Origin of the sequence: Spiroplasma endosymbiont of Notiophilus biguttatus, from assembly GCF_964030985.1 — a bacterium.
In the GTDB taxonomy this organism is placed as follows: domain Bacteria; phylum Bacillota_I; class Bacilli_A; order Mycoplasmatales; family VBWQ01; genus Spiroplasma_E; species Spiroplasma_E ixodetis_A.
The window spans coordinates 735,719-753,028 of the sequence record NZ_OZ034993.1; the positions used below are offsets into that span (position 1 = coordinate 735,719).

Sequence of the window (17,310 nt, forward strand, 5' to 3'; positions counted from 1 at the left end):
AGTTGAGTAAGAATTATAAACTTACTCAACTTTTTTTATCTTGAATATCGTAATAATCCCATGATTTGGGCACGTTTTATATTTTTAGCAATTAAACGTTGATACTTTGGATTAGTACCTGTTGTTCTTGCAGGCAAAATTTTGTTATTATTACCCATAAATTTACTTAGTAATTCAATATCTTTATAATCAATATAAGTAATATTATTTTTAGTAATAAAACAAAATTTTCTTCTTGTAAAATTTCTTGGTTTACCAGTGTTCATAATTATCCTCCTTTAACTATTTAAATCTCAAATGATATCTTCTTCATCAAATTCTATATTTTGAATAGCCGCTTCTTTTTCTTGAAGCTGATTAGTATTAGTAAAAGTAATATCAGTACTATAACTAGGACTTTTAAAAGCATCATCTAAATGAATTTTATTCTCATCTCTTGGTTTTGAATAATTAATATTAGTATTATTACCACTACTATCTTTTTTACGATTATCTAAAAAAGTAACAGTTTGTGCAACCACTTCAGTAATATATAGTTCTTTTCCATTCTGATCTGTTGATTTCCTTACTGACAGTCTTCCTGAAACTGAAATTAAAGAACCTTTAACTAAATAATTGGTCATATTTTCAGCAACTTTATTTCAAGACACACATGAAATATAATCAGCTTGATTTTGAATATTATTAACTGCAAGTGTAAAAAAAGTAAAAGATTTTCCTGTTGAAGTTTGATGTAACTTTAAATCACGAGTGATTCTACCAATTAATGTAACAATATTCATTTTTTATCCTCACTTTTAACTTAGATTTTATTAATCTTTTTGTTCAGTATTCGATACATTATTATTAGTATTTGTTTTTGAATTTTGGTAATTAGTTTTTGTACGATAAGATGATTCAGTACCAGCGATTGGTCTTGGTTTTCTTTCACCATTTTCATCACGATTATAAGAAGGACGATTTCCTGGTCTTGTTGGTCGAGAAAAAGAACTAGATTCTACTTGGCGTTTTGGTTTAAACTTATTAATTTTTTCACTATCTAAATTAATAACCAAAAAGCGCATTACATCTAATTGTCTTTGTTTATTTAAAACTACACGATTAAAGTTAGCAATGTTTTCTGGTAAAGTTAGCACTTCAATAATAAAATAATGACCCTTAACTTTTTTGTTAATAGGATAAGCAAATTGACGAATAGAATCTTGTTCTTTAGTAATTTTTCCAGCATTTTTAGTTAAAATTTCACAAAATTCTTTTTTAATTAATTGTGCTTTTTCTTGATTTTGATCATCAACGATGTACATAATTTCATAATTATGCTTTTGTTTTAAATCTTCCAATGTTCGAAGACCTCCTTTTGGGCATATGGCTCTGATGAGCAAGGAGTAAATATATTAAGTTTGATTTTTAAATATTTGACTCATACAATATTATAACGTAATTACCTTTAAAGTAAAGGAAAAATAACAATAATTATTAATATAACATGAGAAAAAATGACTAAATAAAAATTTGATTTCAATAAGAAATTTTATTTTATATAATCAATTATTTTTTGCACTATTTCCTTATGAGTTAAATCATTAGTGTCAATTACTAAAAAATTAAAGTTATTTTTTTCTTTTTCATATCACTGTTCATATTTTTTATTTAATAAACTTCAGTATTCATGAGGTACATGTTTTTCTGATTCACGACCACGAAGGTTTATGCGTTCAATTGTGTTTTCAAGATTTGCTTTTAAATATACAATTAAATCGGGCTTAATTTGTGGATCAAAATAAAGTGATGAAATAATAACATTATTATAAAAATTTAAATACACTTCATAATCCCTATCATTCATATTGTTTTGAGCTTTTAATACTTCAACAAAAATAGGATCTTCTAAAATACTGCGATCAAAAATAACATTCTTAAAATTTTGTGCTTCTTTTAATTGTTTACTTCGTGCCATCAACATAAATACTTGCATTTTAAAAGCATATTCTAAAGGATTTTGATAAAAATCATCTAAATAGGGATTACTAGTAACTGGTTCGTCCATAATTTTATATTTTAATAATTTTGCTAATTCTCTACTAATAGTGCTCTTACCAACACCAACTACACCAGATAATACAATTTTCATTTTTTGCCTCCCATAGTATATGATTACAATTAATTTATCTTAATATATAAATTTTCTCCCTCCAAATAAAAAAATCTTAAAAAATATTTAATAAATTAAATTTTACTTTTACTAAAACTCGTTCCTTATATTTTCAAAGATTAACGTAATATCAATTGCATTTTTGAGATTATTGATAATACACTTTCTTGATTCTATATACCCTTTAATAACTATATTTATCATAACATAAAATTTATTGATAAGGATACTACTACTTTTTAATACCTAAAGAGTTATCAAATAAATCAAATTCATATATTTATAAACTAAATTTTAAAAATAAAAGAGAAGTAAACTACAAACTAAATTACATTAATATAAACAGTAATCAAATTAATTATTATATTTTCTTTCAAACTTGCTTGTTGCTTATTTAATTTAAATATACAAGAACTATTTCCCTTTCCATTCTTGATTCATACAAATTACAATCACAGTATACATCATTTTTTATTTTATAATTTTGCTGATTTTGATTTAGAACTACTTCTTGAAAACTGATTATCAACATTTATTTTTTGTCTTTCAAATTCATTTGAGTATACAAAATTATTAATATATTTTATATTGTAATTAAAATCTTCTTTAACAAAATTATTAGTATAAAAATTTTCATCATTTACTTTACACTTTGAACAATCTTTAGAAACAACAATTTCTTTCCAAATATTCTCTTTAAATAATTTAATTTCTTCACGATTTTCAATTTCTTTGTCTTGCAATTTTTTAATTTTTTCTTCCAATTCTTTTATTTTTTCTGCAACTAATTCTTCACTTGTAAATATTTTTTCACCTGTTATTAATTCTTTAATATCAATAATAACAGCATCAAAATATGAAAAAGCAGTTTTGTCTAAAATAATACCAAACCCTATACTTGCTAAACCTCAAGAAAGATAATTTTTAAATTGTTTAAGGAATTCTCAAAAACTATTAAATCTATCACTAGTCATTTCATTTTCAATATAAGCTGTAAATAAGGCTCCCACACAACATAAACAACCTAATTTAAAACCGTGTATGATTAACTTTTTCAAAGCATTTTTTCTAATACTTGAAAAAGTAGTTGCTATATTTTCGTTTGAATTTACATTTTCAATATCACCATTAATTGATTGATAATTTTGAATAGGCATATTTAAATATCCTCCTTTAACATAAAAAAAATCATTACTTTAAAAACCAAGTAATAAGTTAAACAAAAAAACTTTAATATAAAATTGTAGAGTTATAATATCATATTTAAAATAAAAAGAAACTATTATTTGAAAATAATAGTTTTTACATAAAAATATATTTTACTTATTAATTAGACTTACTGCATAACTAGTTAACTTTTTATTTTTTTGTTATTATTAAAATAAAATTTGAATAGTTAAGGATAAACTTTATGACATATTTTGAATTAAAAGATAAATCTGATCAATATTTTCGTAAAATAGTGGGTATTAATAAACTCGTTTTTAACGAAATTTTAAATATTTTATTAGAACATCAAAAACTCAAAACTACTATTGGTGGAAGGCCATATAAAATGTCAATAGAAGATCGACTAGTAATGAGTTTAAGATATTTATATGAAAATCGTACATATCATAGTATTGGTGCTGAGTATGGTATGGTTGATACTACTGCTTTACGAAATATTCGTTCAATTGAAGATATTTTAATAAAGAATAATAAGTTTAATAATTTAACAAATAAAAATATTTTTTTAAAAAGAAGAATTAAAAAATAAAATTTTGATAATTGATGTAACAGAGGTAGAAACAGAACGACCAAAATATAACCAAAAAGATTGATTTTCTGGTAAAAAATGAATGCATACTGTTAAGTTTCAAACCGTAATTAATGCAAATACTAATGAAATTTTAAATATTTTTTCTGATATTGGTAAAAATCATGATTTTAAAACTTTTAAGAATTCAAAGTTAAAGTTTTTACCAGAAACTATAATTCTTGCAGATAAAGGTTATCAAGGTTTACAAAAAATTCATGCTAATACATTTTTACCCATTAAAATTAGCAAAAATAATCCTAAAACAAATAAAACCAAAATCTTTAATAAGATTATTAATAAAACTCGTAGAAAAATTGAACATGTTTTTGCATTTTTAAAATGTTTTAAGATTATTGGTTATAAATTTAGAAAAGCCAGAAAACGAATATTTTTAAGATTTAATTTAATTGAGGATTTTATAATTTATCATTAAAACTTAAAAACGTTATGCAGTAAGTCTAATGAAAATAGTTAAAGAAAATGTTGATATTAACAATTCTATTCTTTTTACTGATGAATATCGTGGATATTATAAAATGAATAAAATTTTACCACATGAACAAGTTAATCACAAAAAATATTTTTCTTATAATGGTATTCATACAAATACAATAGAAAGTTTTTGAGCAATATTAAAAAGAGGTTTTATCGGCCAATTTCATTGAGTTTCAAAAAAATGACTCCAATCTTATTTAAATGAATTTTGTTTTAAATATAATAACCGTAAAGAAAAAATCACATTTAAAAATATCATAATTAAATTATTTATTAAGAATTAAGTGTTAACCAATAAGCGTAAAATTCCGAAAAAATTAGTAAATGAAAAAATAATTTTTAAAAAATTATTAGTTTTGGTTTTTGAGATTGAAATCAAAAAATAACAGTTCAACAAGAAAAATTAGAAAATTGTAAAATTAATAATGAACAATTGATAAAAGTGAAAGAATTAGAAAATGAAAAATTAAAAGAAGAAAAAACTACTGTTTTGATTGAAAAATTAAAGAACGCTTTTCTCCCTTTATGTACTATTTTTTAATTTTATCACATAAATGCTGAGAAAAGCGTATCTACGGACTTCTCCCCACATTTTTAAATTAAACACAGCATTACAATTTCAAAACTAGGTATCTTGTTGAATTTATATGCAGCTTCTTTGGCATATAAATAAACATGATTTTTTGCAACTTTGATATGTGTTTTAAATGTTCTTCTTATATGTTTTCAAACTGATTCAATTTGATTGGTATTTACACCAGTTTTTGAAACATAACCATCTTGATGGTTAACTGTTTTATGTTTTGGGAAAACCAATTTGAAATCGCAATATCCTTTTCAATCATCAGTAGACTTACTGCATAACTAGTTAACTTTTTATTTTTTTGTTATTATTAAAATAAAATTTGAATAGTTAAGGATAAACTTTATGACATATTTTGAATTAAAAGATAAATCTGATCAATATTTTCGTAAAATAGTGGGTATTAATAAACTCGTTTTTAACGAAATTTTAAATATTTTATTAGAACATCAAAAACTCAAAACTACTATTGGTGGAAGGCCATATAAAATGTCAATAGAAGATCGACTAGTAATGAGTTTAAGATATTTATATGAAAATCGTACATATCATAGTATTGGTGCTGAGTATGGTATGGTTGATACTACTGCTTTACGAAATATTCGTTCAATTGAAGATATTTTAATAAAGAATAATAAGTTTAATAATTTAACAAATAAAAATATTTTTTTAAAAAGAAGAATTAAAAAATAAAATTTTGATAATTGATGTAACAGAGGTAGAAACAGAACGACCAAAATATAACCAAAAAGATTGATTTTCTGGTAAAAAATGAATGCATACTGTTAAGTTTCAAACCGTAATTAATGCAAATACTAATGAAATTTTAAATATTTTTTCTGATATTGGTAAAAATCATGATTTTAAAACTTTTAAGAATTCAAAGTTAAAGTTTTTACCAGAAACTATAATTCTTGCAGATAAAGGTTATCAAGGTTTACAAAAAATTCATGCTAATACATTTTTACCCATTAAAATTAGCAAAAATAATCCTAAAACAAATAAAACCAAAATCTTTAATAAGATTATTAATAAAACTCGTAGAAAAATTGAACATGTTTTTGCATTTTTAAAATGTTTTAAGATTATTGGTTATAAATTTAGAAAAGCCAGAAAACGAATATTTTTAAGATTTAATTTAATTGCAGGATTTTATAATTTATCATTAAAACTTAAAAACGTTATGCAGTAAGTCTATTTTAAAAAAAGAAAAAATATTTAACTATAAAATAAATTTAAATTTATAAAAATTTATAATAAACAATTAGACAATGTTTAAAATTAAATTATTTTAATAAAATAAATTATGATATTATTTTAAAGCGTATTATTTTCTGAAATAAATAATAAATTACTAACAATGTAAATTTAGACTTTAAATTTACATTGTTATAATAAGAATAAATTTGTAAAGAGTCAGGTGAATTTTTATGTACAGTGAAAGCTTAAAAAATAATTTAAATCAAGATATTAGTAAGCATTTTAGACAGTTAAAAACAATAGAAAAAGATTATAAAATTACTCATGAAGGTGTATCAAGAATGGTAATGCTTGATCGTTATGCACAAAAAGATAAAAATTTAATTACTTTAAAACCAGGTGATTTGGTAATTAGTATTATCCGTGAAGATGCTATTTTTCCAACTAGAGGAATTGGTTATGTTGTTGAAGAATTAGAAAATCAAGTTTATGCTATTAAAATTGAAGATGAATACCTCGGCTCAATTGATCCTGAACTAATAAAAATTTCTGGTAAAGCTGGTATTATCCACAAACAAAAATATGAACTTGAAAAACCACTGGAGTTATTTTATGAACAAATTGCTTATCGTGTTAGTAAATCATTAACTACAAAAGAATCACCAAAATTAAGATCTGTTTATTTATCCGAATTTTATGAACAATTAAAATTGCTAAATATAGTACCTGCCGGAAGAGTTTTATATGGGGCTGGTAGTGACTCTGATGTTACTTTTTTTAACTGTTTCGTAATGCCTTTTATTCATGATTCACGAAATGGAATTGCTGCCCATCGTCAAGAAGTTATGGAAATTATGTCACATGGTGGTGGTGTTGGTTCTAATGGTTCAACATTAAGACCAAAAGGCACTGTTGCTAAAACAGTTGGTGGTAAATCTTCAGGAGCTGTTTCTTGATTAAACGATTTATCTACATTAACTCATTTAGTAGAACAAGGTGGATCACGACGTGGCGCACAAATGATTATGCTAGCTGATTGACATCCAGATATTATCGAATTTATTATTTCAAAAATGCAAAATGCAAAAATTTTATTATGGTTAAAAGAAAATTCAAAATCAAGTTTAATTCGTGATGAAGCAAGTAAAAAATTAAAATTTGAGGTACTTAGTGACCAAGATCGTAATATTTTTGAATCAATCTTAAATAATGAAGAACTTTTTAATGAAGAAATAATAGAAAATGCTAAAAATAAACTAGCACTTGGTGGATCTTGACAAGTAATTAAAAATGATTTTTTAACCGGAACTAATATTTCAGTAACTATTAGTGATGAATTTATGAATGCCGTTACAACAAATGGTAAATGAAATTTACGTTTCCCTGATTTAGATAACTATACTGTAACCCAAAAACAAGCTTATGATGAACATTGAAATAAAATTGGTGATGTTCATGATTGAGAAAAAATGGGTTACCCAATTAAAACTTATTATACAATTAATGCGTCTGACTTATGAGATTTAATTAATTTCTGTGCTACATATTCAGCAGAACCTGGTATTTTTTTCATTGATAGAGCTAATGAAATGACTAATGCTCAAGCATATGGTATGCGTGTTGTTGCTACTAATCCTTGTGGCGAACAACCATTAGCACCCTATTCAGTGTGTAATTTATCAGCAATTAATTTAGCTAATTTTGTTAATAAAAAAACAAGTGAAATTCTTTATGATGAACTAAGTAAATCTGTAACAACTTGTGTTCGTATGCAAGATAATGTTATTGATAGCACTCCATACTTTTTAGAAGCAAATAAAAAACAAGCACTTGGTGAACGAAGAATTGGTCTAGGAGTAATGGGTTTACATGATTTATTAATTTGAAGTAATCTAAAATACGGTTCAAAAGAAGCTAATGAAGTAGTTAATAAAATTTTTGAAACTATTACTACTAGTGCTTATCGTGCATCAATTAATATTGCTAAAGAAAAAGGAAATTTTCCATTTCTAAAATCACGCGAAGCATTTATTAATAGTGGCTTCATGAAAACAATGCCTGAGGACATTAGAAATGATATTCTTAAATGTGGTATCCGTAACTCACATTTATTAACTGTTGCTCCAACAGGTTCAACTGGAACTATGGTTGGTGTATCAACAGGACTTGAACCATACTTTGCCTTTTCATATTTCCGCTCAGGAAGACTTGGCAAATTTATGGAAGTAAAAGCAAAAATTGTAAATGACTGATTACAGTATCATCCCGAATTTAAAGAAAAACCATTACCAGATATTTTTGTTTCAGCAATGCAATTAACACCTGAAGATCATGCTAATGTACAATGTATTATTCAACGTTGAGTTGATTCTTCAATTTCAAAAACTGTTAATGCTCCCAAAGGTTACACTGTTAAAAAAGTAGAACAAATATATTACAAATTATATAAAGATGGAGCTAAAGGTGGAACTGTTTATGTTGATGGAAGTAGAGATAGTCAAGTCTTATCTTTATCCGATGATGATAATCAAATGCAAGAACAAGTTAACCTAAGTGATCTTGGTCTAACTGAAACTTTTGCTGATAGTATTAATGAAACAAAACTAATTAAACCAGGATGACGTAATGATCGTCAAGATCGTAAAATTGGCACTGATTTAGGTGACTTATGTACAATGTGTAAAGAAGGAGTCCTTGTCTTTAGCGCTGGTTGTTATACTTGCAATAATTGTGGCATTCAATCTAAATGTGGATTATAAAAATAAAAAACTACTTAAAATTAATTAAGTAGTTTGGCATCAGTCACTTAAGTTTACCAATTAATATTTTCAATCTGTAATATAATTAAAAATAATTAATACAGAAGGAGAAATTATGAATTATAAAGTTTATTCAAAAGAAACAAAATTAGCCGTTGTTAATGAGTATTTAGTTGATAAAAAACTAAAAATACATGAAATTCAAGTCAAATATAAATTATCAACTCCAGTATTAATTTATAATTGGGTTAACCAATATCAAATTAAAGGTGAAAATGCATTCACCAAAATTTCTAAATCCCAAACATCTCACAGGATCGATAAGAAAGATATTGAAATTAAACTATTAAACAAAGAAATTGATAAACTTAGAAAACAAGCTTTAAAAGATGAGGTTGAAAAAGAACTTTTAAAGGAGCAATTAGCCTGTGAAAAGAAATTAACAAGGGGAAAAAATAGTAAATTATTAAAATATAAGTGTTTTTTAATAGTAGAAAAATATAAGCAAAAAGGTCATCAATTAAATAAAATTATTGTTTACATAGCTATTAGCAAAACAGCATACTATTTATGAGTAAAAAAAGGTAAAAAGCAATATCAATCAAAAATTAATGATAATTTGATACAAGCAATAAACAAAATAGTTCTCATTAAAAATGAAAAAAAGTACATTAATATCACTAGTTTTGAAAAAGTAAGATTAGAGTTAAAAATAAAAAATAAAGGTCTTAAATGCAGTAAAACAAGCATAAAACAAATATTAAAAGATAATAATATTAAATTATTATTAGAACCTAAATCAACAAATAGAGTAGTAGAAAATAGTGATTTAAAAAATAATAAAGATTTATTAAAACGTAATTTTTCAAGTAATAACTTTCTTGAAAAAGTTGGTATGGATGGCACATGATTTAAAAATATAATTATTGGTGATAAAAAAACAAAATTATTAGTTGTTTTTGCTACTGATATGTACAGTAATTCAATTGTTGGCTGAAAAATAAACAAAAGTGAAAATGCCAAAACTGTGTTAAATGTGGTTAATCAAATAGAATTAGCGAGTGCTAAACAATGTAATTTTACGACTATTCAATCAGATTTAGGTTCTGCTAATACAAGCGAAATTGTTAGTAAAGTTTTTAATACAAGTACTAATCTAATTCACTCAAAAAGTCTATCAGGTTTTAAAGGTAATCAAGTTAGTGAATGTTTAAATCGTTGAATTAAAAGAGATTTTAAAATGATGTTTGGTAGCACTTTTGAAAGTATGGAAAGTTTTAATAAAATATTAGAAAAATTTATTAGATATTGAAACAATGATAGAATAGTTATTAGATTGAAAATGCCTCCAAATCAATTTGTACAGATTTGAAGACAAGAAAGTAAACTTATCTAACCAATGCCATTTTCAAATATTTCTTGATTATTTTGATAAATTATATCAGATAGTAAATATTTTTCTTTTTCAGAATATGTTGCATTTATTGTAGCTGAAACTTTATTTAATTCATCATTTGCCATTATAATATCAATATTTTTATATTTTGTTCTTTCAATTAAATTAATAATTTTAATAAGTTTTACTGCTGATTTAGAAGCAATTATATCTAAAATACATTTATCATTTTTAACATCATTATTAACTTGCATAGTAATTGTAGCTTGTGGATCTAAATCAATAAGTAAAACCTTTTTATTTTCTAAAGCAAGTTTATAAGCAATATTTTTACAAAGAGTAGTTTTTCCCACACCACCTTTTTTATTACAAATAGAAATCATTTTCATAACCATTTATTCTCCCTTATTAAATCAATCAGTTAAAATTTCATTCATTAAAGTTGTATAACTTCATTTTTTATCCTTAGCTTGTTTTCTAAATTTTCTTACTAATTCAACTTTACATGTCATTGGTGGCATAATATCTTGATAATCAATTTTATTATATTTTTTAGTTTTATTATAACTTGATACATTTTCAATTGTTTTTAAAATATCTTTATCTGAAATATCATTCTCTAAAAATGAATTTCTTATTTTTTTTATTTGTGGCATAATAACATCAACTCCTAATATATTGATAACATAAATAAAATAAATAACATTAAATATAAATAATTACTCAATAATATTGATAACATAAATAATATTTATAAAATTTATCAAGACAAAAAATTATTATTATTTTTGTATAATTAACTTTATAAAAGTTTTAGATTATAAGGGGAGTTGAATATGAAAAAGATACAAGCACACATTTTAAAAATTAAAAAATGAAATCAGGAATTAGATAAAATTGAAGAAGAAAAAATAAATTTATTAAATGAAATTGAAACAATAAATGAAACAGAAAATATACAACAAATCATAATGAAGAATTTAAAACCGCCTAATTTTTAAAAATACAAGTTCTTTTAGTATTGTTGTGATCTTAATTATTTATTTTTAATTGTTTATTTATTGTTATAATTAAACTACTATAAGAAAAGAGTATTTATGCCGTTATAGCACTATGCCTTCTTAGTTAGTGCTATGTTTTATTTTTCAAAGGATAGAGCATAGTTTTTTTATTTATCAATACTCCTAACAATCAAATTTCTTATTTTTTATTTGTGGCATGTTTAATTTTCTCCTAAATTATTTTTAATATAATTAATAAAAATAATATTTAATTATTTTTATTTTAAAATTGTTTGTATAATTGTTTTAGGATGTACTAGGATATCAAGGAATACAAAACATACATCCTAATGTTTTAATTGCTAAAAGAAAAACTAAAAATAAAAAATTAATTTCAAAAATGAGAGTTGTTATTGAAAATTTTTTTGCTTAATTAAAAAGATTTAAAAATTTAAAAGTTTAATTTTTATTATTCCTGAATTGTAAATAATAATTTTTTATTGTGTTTTCATAATAAAAAATCTAAACAATTGCTTTAATAAAAAATTTTATATTTAAATTAAATACTAAAAATGTTAAATATTATTTTAATTATGCAAGAAGTCTATTGTTAAATTAGTAATAAAATAGACTTTTATTTTTTATTAAAACATGATAATTTTACATAAGATTTATATAACTATAAACATAAAATTAAAATAAAATTATATTTCTATTTTTAAATAAAATTAATAGGAAAAAAATACTATTTAAAAATAAGGAGATGAAAATTAATGAGAGTAGCGATGTTTTTAGAAAATGGTTATGAAGAGGGAGAAGCAATAGTTACTGCTGATTTGCTTAAAAGAGCAAATATTACAGTTGATTTAATAAGTTTAAGTAATAAAGAAGTAACTAGTTGTAATAGATTCAATATTAAAATTGATATTAATTTTGATCGAGCAAACTATCAAGATTATCAAGCCTTTATTTTACCTGGGGGCTGAGATCAAGTTATAAATTTAAAAAAATCAAAAAAATTAAAAGAATGATTAACAAATGCAAATAAAGAGCAAAAAATAATTGGTGCTATTTGTGCTGGACCAATGGTTTTAGCAGAATTTGGATTATTAAATGATAAAGAATATACTATTTATCCTTCTTGTTTAGAAGCAGTAAAAAATATAGGCAAAATAAATAATAAATTACCAGTTATAATGGATGGTAATATTATTACTAGTCCATCTTTGGGTTGTGTTTTTCCTTTTGCTTTAAAATTAGTAGAAAAAATACATAGTAAAAATCGTAGATTGGAAATGGAAAATAATTTGTTATTTAGATAATAAAAAAGAAAGGAAAAAAATATCATGTCAAGTTCAAAAGTAATTTTAGAAAAGTTAAATAATAATTTAATAGATTTTAATAAAAAAGAAATAAATTTCATGAAAGCTTATAGTTTTTTAAATTCAGAAATTATGAAAAATGATAATCTTGATACTAAAACTAAAGAATTAATTGCAATTGGTATAGCTAGTTACAACCGTTGTCATGAATGTATTTTAAAACATATTAATAATGCGTTGCAATTAAAAGCAACACGTGATGAAATTTTAGAAAGTGCCAAAGTTGCTGTTCTTTTTGGTGGTGGCCCCACTTTAACTTTTATTGTTAGTAAACTTTATGATGCTATAAAAGAATTAGACACTTAATTTTCATTTATTATTAAAATTTTAAAAAGTCTAGTTTTTAATTTTATAAATTATATAAGAATCCACAGCATTTTAAACTACTTAATTCCAGTTAATTATCAAGAAAAAATATCTACCAAAAAATAGTTCTAAAAAGTGTTGCCATTCCACATTCAAGATTTTGAACAACTTAAAAATAAATATAAAAATTATCGTACACTTATTGCTAATTGCAACTTAAGATATTTTTTGCATACTAATGATTATCAAAATGCCAAAATATTAGTAGAAGAATATTTCAATTATGTAGAAAAGTAGGGATAGACTAATTTTTTTCATCAAACAACATCTATATATTTTATTTTTTAATCAATAGACTTACTGCATAACGTTTTTAAGTTTTAATGATAAATTATAAAATCCTGCAATTAAATTAAATCTTAAAAACGTTATGCAGTAAGTCTAATGAATTAATACTACCTAATATTGGATTTCCTATAAGTTGGCCATAATAAGCACTTGTACCAATCATTGCTGAAATGGGACTTATTCCAGTTCTTATTAATTTTAATAAAGTATAATTTGATTGATTTTCTACATTTGGCATTTTAATCTCCTTTATTTGTTTTTATCAGTTCTCTTATAACATCTAATAATGAATCTACTACATAAGAATTTAATTCAAATTCATAATTTCTAATTTTTATTTTTTCATTTTAATATTCTCCTTTAGTTTTCTATTTTTTTAATTCAAACTTTTACTCAACCTTGATAAACATCATTATCACCAACTATTAATGAAACATTATCTTCTGGATCAGAAATAATTATATGTTGTGATTTAACATTTGGATATTTCATTAATATAATTGCTCTAATATCATTATGAGTACGAAGTGCTTGTGGTGATGGTGTTAATATTTCAATTTCATCTTTTTCACCAAATAAAGTAGGCAATATTATCATTAATCAAATTCTCCATTTTTAATTAGTTTATTTAAAATAAATAACGTTACATCCGTTCTACGTGCTGGTTCTAATTCAATTAAATCATTAATATACTTAATTAATTTTTCTTTATTCATTATTCAAATTCTCCATTTTCTATAAACTCAATTACTTTATAATAAGCAGTAAGTTTACCTGCTTCTTTTAATGAATCACATAAACAAATACTAATTTGCTTATTCAATCAGATAATTAATTTTTCGTTATATTTATTAATTACTTTTTGTTTAAATTCTTCTCTTAATTTTTCTATATTATATAAATGTTCTTCTGTTATTTCTTTATTACGTTTTTTATTATATTCATTAATAATTTCTTGGTCTTTATAAGAAAATAGTTTTTCTTTATTCATATTTATATCTCCTACTTAACCTAATATTTAAAATACAGTCATAACAAATTGCTTTACTATTTTTATCTCTTAAAAAATATTTTCTTGTTTTTATATCATTAGTATTAAAAAATAAATAATCTAATTTATGTTGTTTACATGTTCAACAAAAATACTTTTTCATTTTATTTAGCTACATTTTCTTGTTTTTTATCAATAATATAATCAATGATTATATTTCTATAATTATTAAAATGAGTTTTACATAATCCTAATTTTTTATCTTTTTTAATTGAACAAACATATATTTCTTGTTTACTATTATTATTTTTACAACCATAAATATCACAATATCATGTTCAATCATACTCATTAATCATTATTTTATTTATCCTTATTTTTAGTTAAATTATTAACTATTATTTCTAAACATTTCATATATCAATTTTTACTTAATCAGATTCTTTTATTACATTTTTTACATTTATTCATCTATTCATACCTTTAAAGTATTTCCATTATCTTGAATTTCATATTTAATTTTTCTGTCTTCTTGTATTCAATTAGAATATTCTTTTGTATATCATTGATAATCTTTATGAGTTAATTTGTTATTATTTACACAAATTTCAATTCTAGTTAATTTATTCATTATTAAATTCACCATTAATTATTTTTTGTAATAAAATATCAAGTATTAAATCCATTTCTGTACCATTATAGAATTTTTGTTGTTTTTTAATATAATTAATTAATTTTTCTTTATTCATTTTTATTCCTTTCATTTTTTAAATCATTTAACATTGATTGAACAAAATGCACGATTTATACTCATATTTCAATTGTTAAAGATTTCACCAGTTACTATAATTTCATCATTTTTGTTTAATAAAATACATCGGTTATAAAGTTTTGGGTTATTAAAAATTAAAGTAACATAGTTTAAACCATTTCATTGTCCACGAACACTATAATATAATCCTTTATTACCTTTTTCGTAATATTTTGCTTCAATAGTGTTACTAAGTTTTACTGTTAATTTCACATAATTTGCTTTGTCTTTCATTTTTAGAATTCCTTAAATAATATTGAATATGCTTATATGCATCGTGTTCATGTTTTGTTAATTTTATATTTCCTTTATAATTTTCTATTTTATTTTTATTTTTGGGTTCGCTTTCTTGAAAATCTCAATTCATAACATCTTCTACTAATACCATTAATGAACCAATAATTTTAGGAGTTGCTAATGGATTAATTAATAATTGTTTTGAACTTAAAAAGAAATTTTCTACAATAACTAATATTTTTTTATTATCAAAATGATGTTGAATTGTTAAAAAGTATTCTTTAAACAAATTTTTACTTTCTAAAACTGTTTTAGTTTTAAATGTTTCATTAAAAACAATATTATTGGTTTCATTTGAATATATAACAATTCCATTATTACCAATACCAGCAGGGTCAATCCCAATAATTGAGTCATATTGCATTATTAATCAAATTCTCCACTATTGATTTTTTGAATTAATGAATAATATATTGCATCATTATTTGCATTTCTATATCCATCATTTTCAATTTTATTTTCTAAATATGTAATGAATTTTGCTTTATCAATAAAGTTCTCAAATCTTTTTCATAAACCGTTATATAATCTATCATTATTTTGTTTAAGTAGTTCTATTTCCAACTTTAATGAATTAATTTCTTGGTCTTTATAAGAAAATATTTTTTCTTTATTCATATTAATCACTTCTACATCAATCACAAACATATCCATATGGTTTTGTATAATCCAAATGTTCTTCAATATCATAATCATCTTCATATTTTTTAATATCATGTTGTTGTGATTCTTCTTCTGTTTTAAAATAATAAGTCATATTTAAATAATCATCATTATATAATTCGTCACATTCTACACATCTTTTTCTTCTTTTTTTAATTTTATTATCAATCTTTCTTAGTGCTTCATAATCAAGAATTTCTATTGCCATAATAATCATTTCCTAATATGTCCTTTATGTTAGAAGCAACAGGACATATATTTTTATTTTTATATTATTAATAACTACTACTATTCGTTTTATTAATTCCAGCAATTCTGGGCTCAAAAATAAATTGTGAAATTTTAAAAAACATTGAGGCATTCGATTCAATATTTATTTAATTTATGTTTAATAAATTAATATTTTAATCGAACCGGCACCGCTCAATTTTTTTTACAAGTTTGAAATTTATTTTCTCGCCCAAAAAATTTTTCAAAAAAAATAAAAAATAAAACCAACACTTGCTCACTGGGGAGTGACAAGGTTGGTTAAATAAAGAATAGAATTAATATAGTAGGTTCCCTAGCAGGTCTATATATACTAGTTTCCAATTCGCTCCCACCCCAAGAATTACCATTACTGGTTAGTATAATTTATTAGGTATCACTCCACTTATTATTTATCCATGCAAGTCCACATGTTTTGGCCACTATTTTTAACAACTGTGTTGTGGTTCACTGTTTTAATTCCCTAACACGTGTTGATAATAGCGTTAAAGACTGTTATTAATTATTAACTTTCTCCTACTTGGTCACTGCGTGTAGTAGATATTTAAAGGGTACTAATAATAAAAATTTTAAAATTACAAAAAAAGACAAGATGTTATTCTCGTCTTTTGTCATTTATTTTTAATTTAAGGGTTTAAAAAAGAAAGGAGCTAATTTTAAAACTTTTTAGTTATAGACATCTTCGCCACGCTCCCGAATTTTTTAATTCTTCTTTTTTAATTTTTTGTTCAAAAAGAAAAACTCACTCTTCTACTATTTTTAAATTAACTAAATTTTCAATTGCTTCTGCTATATTTCTACTCATTTTTCCCATTCCCTTTCAATATTTTATAAAAAACCCATTTACTTTAAAAATAA

30 protein-coding genes are annotated in these 17,310 nt (G+C 23.0%); 11 read left to right on the forward strand and 19 right to left on the reverse strand.

Annotated elements, in window-relative coordinates; genetic code table 4:
* Positions 1 to 35: 35 nt before the first annotated feature.
* From rpsR to AAHM85_RS04510, 5 genes are all read right to left on the reverse strand, one after another.
* The gene (gene rpsR / locus AAHM85_RS04490) at positions 36 to 266 is read right to left on the reverse strand and encodes a 30S ribosomal protein S18 (protein WP_338958381.1); all 231 of its coding nucleotides are present in this window, start codon (positions 264 to 266) and stop codon (positions 36 to 38) included.
* 12 nt (positions 267 to 278) lie between these two features.
* Positions 279 to 782, reverse strand: a complete 504-nt coding sequence (locus AAHM85_RS04495; RefSeq protein ID WP_342261143.1) for a single-stranded DNA-binding protein — start codon at positions 780 to 782, stop codon at positions 279 to 281.
* A 30-nt stretch (positions 783 to 812) separates the two neighbouring features.
* The gene (gene rpsF, locus AAHM85_RS04500) at positions 813 to 1,340 is read right to left on the reverse strand and encodes a 30S ribosomal protein S6 (protein WP_342261144.1); all 528 of its coding nucleotides are present in this window, start codon (positions 1,338 to 1,340) and stop codon (positions 813 to 815) included.
* Positions 1,341 to 1,531: 191 nt separating this feature from the next.
* Positions 1,532 to 2,131, reverse strand: a complete 600-nt coding sequence (locus AAHM85_RS04505; protein ID WP_342261145.1) for a deoxynucleoside kinase — start codon at positions 2,129 to 2,131, stop codon at positions 1,532 to 1,534.
* A 497-nt stretch (positions 2,132 to 2,628) separates the two neighbouring features.
* The gene (locus tag AAHM85_RS04510; protein WP_342261146.1) at positions 2,629 to 3,309 is read right to left on the reverse strand and encodes a hypothetical protein; all 681 of its coding nucleotides are present in this window, start codon (positions 3,307 to 3,309) and stop codon (positions 2,629 to 2,631) included.
* A 254-nt stretch (positions 3,310 to 3,563) separates the two neighbouring features.
* Between AAHM85_RS04510 and AAHM85_RS04515 the strand changes: the two genes are divergently transcribed.
* Genes AAHM85_RS04515 through AAHM85_RS04525 form a run of 3 tightly spaced genes read left to right on the forward strand, consistent with a single transcriptional unit; the run spans position 3,564 to position 4,732 of the window.
* Positions 3,564 to 3,911, forward strand: a complete 348-nt coding sequence (locus AAHM85_RS04515; protein ID WP_342260488.1) for a transposase family protein — start codon at positions 3,564 to 3,566, stop codon at positions 3,909 to 3,911.
* Between the two features lie 4 nt (positions 3,912 to 3,915).
* Complete coding sequence (locus AAHM85_RS04520; protein ID WP_342260936.1) at positions 3,916 to 4,386, forward strand: transposase family protein; 471 nt, start codon at positions 3,916 to 3,918, stop codon at positions 4,384 to 4,386.
* 28 nt (positions 4,387 to 4,414) lie between these two features.
* Complete coding sequence (locus AAHM85_RS04525) at positions 4,415 to 4,732, forward strand: IS1595 family transposase (RefSeq protein WP_342260551.1); 318 nt, start codon at positions 4,415 to 4,417, stop codon at positions 4,730 to 4,732.
* Between the two features lie 310 nt (positions 4,733 to 5,042).
* On the opposite strand, the gene AAHM85_RS04530 is transcribed toward AAHM85_RS04525, so the two are convergent.
* Positions 5,043 to 5,264, reverse strand: coding sequence for a transposase (locus AAHM85_RS04530; protein ID WP_342261147.1), 222 nt, complete (start codon positions 5,262 to 5,264; stop codon positions 5,043 to 5,045).
* A 112-nt stretch (positions 5,265 to 5,376) separates the two neighbouring features.
* Here AAHM85_RS04530 and AAHM85_RS04535 point away from each other — a divergent pair, with 112 nt between their 5' ends.
* The 4 genes from AAHM85_RS04535 (at position 5,377) to AAHM85_RS04550 (ending at position 10,386) form a co-directional block, all read left to right on the forward strand.
* Entirely contained in the window at positions 5,377 to 5,724 is a 348-nt protein-coding gene (locus AAHM85_RS04535; RefSeq protein ID WP_342260488.1) for a transposase family protein, read from the forward strand.
* Between the two features lie 4 nt (positions 5,725 to 5,728).
* Positions 5,729 to 6,223 carry a transposase family protein gene (locus AAHM85_RS04540; RefSeq protein ID WP_342260487.1) on the forward strand — a complete coding sequence of 165 codons (495 nt, stop codon included), beginning with the start codon at positions 5,729 to 5,731 and terminating at the stop codon, positions 6,221 to 6,223.
* 238 nt (positions 6,224 to 6,461) lie between these two features.
* On the forward strand, positions 6,462 to 8,990 hold the full coding sequence (locus AAHM85_RS04545) for a vitamin B12-dependent ribonucleotide reductase (protein WP_342261148.1): 2,529 nt from the start codon (positions 6,462 to 6,464) through the stop codon (positions 8,988 to 8,990).
* 115 nt (positions 8,991 to 9,105) lie between these two features.
* Positions 9,106 to 10,386, forward strand: coding sequence for an IS3 family transposase (locus AAHM85_RS04550; protein WP_342260694.1), 1,281 nt, complete (start codon positions 9,106 to 9,108; stop codon positions 10,384 to 10,386).
* Here AAHM85_RS04550 and AAHM85_RS04555 read toward each other — a convergent pair.
* Together AAHM85_RS04555 and AAHM85_RS04560 are read right to left on the reverse strand one after the other, a co-directional pair.
* Positions 10,383 to 10,781 (reverse strand): ParA family protein, encoded by a 399-nt coding sequence (locus AAHM85_RS04555; RefSeq protein ID WP_342261149.1) that lies wholly within the window; start codon positions 10,779 to 10,781, stop codon positions 10,383 to 10,385. The genes AAHM85_RS04550 and AAHM85_RS04555 overlap by 4 nt on opposite strands.
* Positions 10,782 to 11,042, reverse strand: a complete 261-nt coding sequence (locus AAHM85_RS04560) for a hypothetical protein (RefSeq protein ID WP_342253460.1) — start codon at positions 11,040 to 11,042, stop codon at positions 10,782 to 10,784.
* Positions 11,043 to 11,222: 180 nt separating this feature from the next.
* Between AAHM85_RS04560 and AAHM85_RS04565 the strand changes: the two genes are divergently transcribed.
* The 4 genes from AAHM85_RS04565 to AAHM85_RS04580 all read left to right on the forward strand — a co-directional run bounded on the left by AAHM85_RS04565 (position 11,223) and on the right by AAHM85_RS04580 (position 13,372).
* Positions 11,223 to 11,387, forward strand: coding sequence for a hypothetical protein (locus AAHM85_RS04565; protein ID WP_342260932.1), 165 nt, complete (start codon positions 11,223 to 11,225; stop codon positions 11,385 to 11,387).
* 773 nt (positions 11,388 to 12,160) lie between these two features.
* The gene (locus AAHM85_RS04570) at positions 12,161 to 12,709 is read left to right on the forward strand and encodes a DJ-1/PfpI family protein (RefSeq protein ID WP_342260931.1); all 549 of its coding nucleotides are present in this window, start codon (positions 12,161 to 12,163) and stop codon (positions 12,707 to 12,709) included.
* Between the two features lie 24 nt (positions 12,710 to 12,733).
* Positions 12,734 to 13,075: a carboxymuconolactone decarboxylase family protein gene (locus AAHM85_RS04575; RefSeq protein WP_342261150.1), complete on the forward strand. Its 342-nt coding sequence runs from the start codon at positions 12,734 to 12,736 to the stop codon at positions 13,073 to 13,075.
* Between the two features lie 135 nt (positions 13,076 to 13,210).
* Complete coding sequence (locus AAHM85_RS04580) at positions 13,211 to 13,372, forward strand: TraM recognition domain-containing protein (protein WP_342260929.1); 162 nt, start codon at positions 13,211 to 13,213, stop codon at positions 13,370 to 13,372.
* Positions 13,373 to 13,487: 115 nt separating this feature from the next.
* Here AAHM85_RS04580 and AAHM85_RS04585 read toward each other — a convergent pair whose 3' ends face one another.
* The 11 genes from AAHM85_RS04585 to AAHM85_RS04635 all read right to left on the reverse strand — a co-directional run bounded on the left by AAHM85_RS04585 (position 13,488) and on the right by AAHM85_RS04635 (position 17,257).
* On the reverse strand, positions 13,488 to 13,661 hold the full coding sequence (locus AAHM85_RS04585; protein WP_342261151.1) for a hypothetical protein: 174 nt from the start codon (positions 13,659 to 13,661) through the stop codon (positions 13,488 to 13,490).
* Between the two features lie 122 nt (positions 13,662 to 13,783).
* Positions 13,784 to 14,020 (reverse strand): hypothetical protein, encoded by a 237-nt coding sequence (locus tag AAHM85_RS04590; protein ID WP_342261152.1) that lies wholly within the window; start codon positions 14,018 to 14,020, stop codon positions 13,784 to 13,786.
* A 118-nt stretch (positions 14,021 to 14,138) separates the two neighbouring features.
* On the reverse strand, positions 14,139 to 14,414 hold the full coding sequence (locus tag AAHM85_RS04595; protein WP_342261153.1) for a hypothetical protein: 276 nt from the start codon (positions 14,412 to 14,414) through the stop codon (positions 14,139 to 14,141).
* Positions 14,415 to 14,578: 164 nt separating this feature from the next.
* Entirely contained in the window at positions 14,579 to 14,773 is a 195-nt protein-coding gene (locus AAHM85_RS04600; RefSeq protein ID WP_342261154.1) for a hypothetical protein, read from the reverse strand.
* A gap of 104 nt (positions 14,774 to 14,877) precedes the next feature.
* Entirely contained in the window at positions 14,878 to 15,045 is a 168-nt protein-coding gene (locus AAHM85_RS04605) for a hypothetical protein (RefSeq protein WP_342261155.1), read from the reverse strand.
* On the reverse strand, positions 15,038 to 15,163 hold the full coding sequence (locus AAHM85_RS04610; RefSeq protein ID WP_342261156.1) for a hypothetical protein: 126 nt from the start codon (positions 15,161 to 15,163) through the stop codon (positions 15,038 to 15,040). Before AAHM85_RS04610 ends, AAHM85_RS04605 begins: the two co-directional genes overlap by 8 nt.
* 2 nt (positions 15,164 to 15,165) lie before the next feature.
* Entirely contained in the window at positions 15,166 to 15,459 is a 294-nt protein-coding gene (locus AAHM85_RS04615; RefSeq protein ID WP_342261157.1) for a hypothetical protein, read from the reverse strand.
* Positions 15,416 to 15,886, reverse strand: coding sequence for a hypothetical protein (locus tag AAHM85_RS04620; RefSeq protein ID WP_342261158.1), 471 nt, complete (start codon positions 15,884 to 15,886; stop codon positions 15,416 to 15,418). Before AAHM85_RS04620 ends, AAHM85_RS04615 begins: the two co-directional genes overlap by 44 nt.
* Positions 15,887 to 15,888: 2 nt before the next feature.
* On the reverse strand, positions 15,889 to 16,140 hold the full coding sequence (locus AAHM85_RS04625) for a hypothetical protein (protein WP_342261159.1): 252 nt from the start codon (positions 16,138 to 16,140) through the stop codon (positions 15,889 to 15,891).
* Position 16,141: 1 nt separating this feature from the next.
* Positions 16,142 to 16,393: a hypothetical protein gene (locus AAHM85_RS04630; RefSeq protein WP_342261160.1), complete on the reverse strand. Its 252-nt coding sequence runs from the start codon at positions 16,391 to 16,393 to the stop codon at positions 16,142 to 16,144.
* Positions 16,394 to 17,122: 729 nt separating this feature from the next.
* Positions 17,123 to 17,257, reverse strand: coding sequence for a hypothetical protein (locus AAHM85_RS04635; protein ID WP_342261161.1), 135 nt, complete (start codon positions 17,255 to 17,257; stop codon positions 17,123 to 17,125).
* Positions 17,258 to 17,310 lie beyond the last annotated feature (53 nt).